This window comes from Kitasatospora sp. NPDC091257 (assembly GCF_044757675.1).
Classification (GTDB): Bacteria; Actinomycetota; Actinomycetes; order Streptomycetales; family Streptomycetaceae; genus Kitasatospora; species Kitasatospora lactacystinica.
Genome location: NZ_JBIVVI010001013.1, coordinates 1 through 3395 on the forward strand (window position 1 = coordinate 1; position 3395 = coordinate 3395).

The following is a 3395-nucleotide window of genomic DNA, read 5'->3' on the forward strand; positions in this document are numbered from 1 at the left end:
CTCGCAGTACCCGGGCATGGCGGCCGGCCTCTACCGCGACGCCCCGCTGTTCCGCCGCCACCTCGACCGGGCGGACGAGGCGCTCCGGCCGCACACCGAGGGCTCGGTGCGCGACCTGCTGCTCGCCGCGGACCCCGCCGTCCACCGCACCGGCTGGGCGCAGCCGGCCCTGTTCGCGGTCGGCTACGCGCTGGCCGCCACCCTGACCGAACTCGGGGTGCGCCCCGGGATGCTGCTCGGCCACAGCATCGGCGAGTACGCGGCCGCGGTGCTCGCCGACGCGCTGCCGCTGGAGCAGGCGGCCCGGCTGGTCTCCGCGCGCGGCCGGCTGATGCAGGAACTCCCCGCCGGCGGCGGGATGCTGGCGGTGCGCGCGGAGGCCGCCGTGCTGGCCGAGCGGATCGCCGGCGAACCGCTGATCGGGATCGCCGCCGTCAACGGGCCCACGGCCACCGTGCTCTCCGGAGACCTCGCGGCGCTGGCCCGGATCGAGGAGGAGCTGACCCGCGCCGGGGTGCGCTCGCGCCGCCTGGAGGTCTCGCACGCCTTCCACTCGCCGCTGATGGAGCCCGTGCTGGAACGCTTCGCCGCGATCGCGGAGGAGGCCGGCGGGAGCGTCCCGGCCCTGCCGGTGTACTCCACGCTGCGCGGCAGACTGCTGGAGGCCGAGCCGATGGACGCGGCCTACTGGGTCGAGCACATCGGCGCCCCGGTGCTGTTCGCGGACGCCGCACGGCAGTTGCTCGCGGACGCGCCGACCCACCTGCTGGAGGTCGGCCCGCGGCCGGTGCTCGTCCCGATGGCCCGCCGGCTGGGCGGTGCCCCCGCCGGGGCGGGCCCGCGCGGCGTCCTGCCGGTGCCGGGCGAGCAGGCCGGCGGGCGGGAGCTGGCCGAGGCCGTCGCCGAGCTGTTCCGCGGCGGGGCCGACCCGGACTGGCACGCGGTGTACGCCGAGGAGGACCGCAGGGCGCACCGGCTGGCCCCGTACGCCTTCGCCGACGACCGCCGGTTCTGGGCCCGCCCGCCCGTTCGGTCCACGTCCGCTCCGTCCGCGCTCGACCCGTCCGCGACCGTCCCGTCCGCCGCCGACCCGCGGCCGGCCGGGTCCGACCCGGGCCTCCGGGCCCCGGACCCGGTGGCCGGCGCCGTCCTGGCCGCCGTGGCGCAGGTGGGCAGCTACGCGCCCGAGGAGATCACCCCGCACGCACGGCTCTTCGAGGACCTCGGCTTCGACTCGGTGATGGTCATGGAGCTCAAGAAGCGCATCGAGGAGCGGCTGACCGGCCTCGAACCGCTGAGCGTGGAGGACCTGTTGCCCCGGCTGTCCTCGGTCGGCGACCTCATCGGCTTCCTGGGCGAACGGCACACCGCCGCCGCCTGAACCCGTCCCGCAGAAAGGACCGCACACCATGCAGCCGCCACCCGAGCGCGATCCCGTCCAGGCGTACCTCGCCTCGGTCGGGACCGCCCTGCCCGGCGACCCGGTGGACAACGCCGCGCTCGCCAAGGTGCTGGGGGTCAACGAGGAGTGGATCGACCTCTTCATCGGCACCCGCACCCGCCACTTCGCCCGCGACCTCGCCACCGGCACGGTGCGCTGGTCGCTCGCCGACCTGTGCGCCCAGGCCGGCGCCCGGGCCGTCGCCGCCGCCGGGATCGACCCGGCGGAGATCGGTTTCGTGGTGCTCGGCACCGCGACCCCGGACCACCTGATGCCCGCCACCGTCAACCACATCGCCGACCAGCTCGGCCTGGACCAGGTGCCCACGTACCAGCTCCAGTCCGGCTGCGCCGGTGCCGTCCAGGCGCTCGGGCTCGGCCGGACCCTGATCGCCGGCGAGGGCCACCGGGCCGGCCTGGTGATCGGCGGCGACGTCTGCAGCAAGCACCTCGACCTCGGCCGGGACCTGGCCGGCGCCGCGCCGAGCGACCTGGTCAACTACGTGCTCTTCGGCGACGGCGCCGGCGCCGCGGTGCTCACCGCCGAGCCCCGGGGCGAGGCGGTGGCGCTGCGCCGGGTGCTCAACCGGTTCACCGGCCTCGGCCGGGAACCCGGCCAGGTCATCGACTGGTTCGGCCTGGCCGACCGGTACGACGACCGGCAGGCCGTCCGGGAGGACTACAAGGCCATCGAGGAGTTCGTCCCGGTGATGGCGGTGGAGATCCTCTGGGAGCTGCTCGACGACCTGGACTGGTCCGCCGAGGAGCTCGACTACCTGCTGCCCCCGCAGCTCTCCGGCCGGATGACCCGCCGCATCCACGAGCAGCTCGACGTGCCCGGTGCCACCGAGGTGTCCTGCGTCGCGGACACCGGCAACAACGGCAACGCGCTGCCCTTCCTCCAACTGGAGCGGCTGCTGGGGCGGATGTCCCGCGGCGAGAAGGCCCTCGCGGTGGCCGTGGAGTCCAGCAAGTGGATCAAGGCGGGCTTCGCCCTGGAGAAGATGTGACACTCCGTCACCGATTGGACGCATGATGCAGACCGTCGACGAGTTCGCCCGCCTGGTCCGCGAGGAACTGGGCATCCCGCTGGCGGACGGGGACATCGCCGCCGACCTCGACCGGATCCCCGAGTGGGACTCCCTCTACCTGCTCAAGCTGGTCACCGCGCTGGAGCGGAGCACCGGCCGGCCGCTGCCGGTCGCACGGGTGATGGAGGCCCGCAGCCTGGAGGAGATCTACCGGCTGGCGGTCGACCGGTGACCGCCGCCCGCCCGCACCCCGAGCGCCGCCGGCGGCACACCCTCTACTTCCTGGAGCACGCCGCCCGGCAGCGCCCGGTGCACCTGGACACCGAGGTCGACATGACCCGCGTCCAGCGCCACCGCGCCGAGGCCGGGGCGGCCGGGAGCCGCTACTCGGTGGTCGCCTACCTGCTGCACGCCACCGGACGCGTGCTGGACCGCCACCCCGAGGCCAACGCCGTCCTGGCCCCGGGCTGGCCCGGCCTGCGGGGCCCCCGGACGGTCCGCTTCACCGGCGTCACCGCCAAGCTCGCCCTCGACCGCCCGGTGGACGGCGAGCGCACCGTGCTCTCCGCACTGCTGCCGGGCCTGGAGAGCGCCGACCTGCCCGCCATCCAGGCGCGGATCGACCGCTACCGGGACATCGCCGCCGCCGACCTCCCGGAGTTCCGCGGCGTGCGGATGCTGGGCCGGCTGCCGGTCCCGCTCGGCCGGCTGGCCTTCGCCGCCGCGCTGCGCAGCCCCCGGCGCCGCCCCGGCGTCCTCGGCACCGTCGCGGTCAGCTCGCTCGGGCACCGCCCGGTGGACGGCTTCCACGCCAGCGGCGGCACCGCGGTGACGCTGAACGCCGGCCGGGTGCTCGACCGGCCCGTGGTGCGGGACGGCCGGGTCGCGGTGGCCCCGCTGATGCGGCTCGGCCTCACCTTCGAC

At 75.8% G+C, this 3395-nt stretch carries 4 protein-coding genes; all 4 read left to right on the top strand.

The annotated features are described in order from the left end of the window. Positions 1-1381 (top strand): acyltransferase domain-containing protein (locus tag ACIQOV_RS33585; protein WP_401054548.1); only part of this gene is annotated, 1381 nt, incomplete at its 5' end. Between the two features lie 28 nt (positions 1382-1409). Then, on the top strand, positions 1410-2450 hold the full coding sequence (locus ACIQOV_RS33590) for a 3-oxoacyl-ACP synthase III family protein (protein WP_401054550.1): 1041 nt from the start codon (positions 1410-1412) through the stop codon (positions 2448-2450). 22 nt (positions 2451-2472) lie between these two features. Continuing rightward, positions 2473-2703 carry an acyl carrier protein gene (locus tag ACIQOV_RS33595; protein ID WP_401054552.1) on the top strand — a complete coding sequence of 77 codons (231 nt, stop codon included), beginning with the start codon at positions 2473-2475 and terminating at the stop codon, positions 2701-2703. Further along, positions 2700-3395, top strand: a 696-nt coding sequence (locus ACIQOV_RS33600) for an acyltransferase (RefSeq protein ID WP_401054553.1), incomplete at its 3' end; no start/stop codon positions are given. The genes ACIQOV_RS33595 and ACIQOV_RS33600, both read left to right, overlap by 4 nt.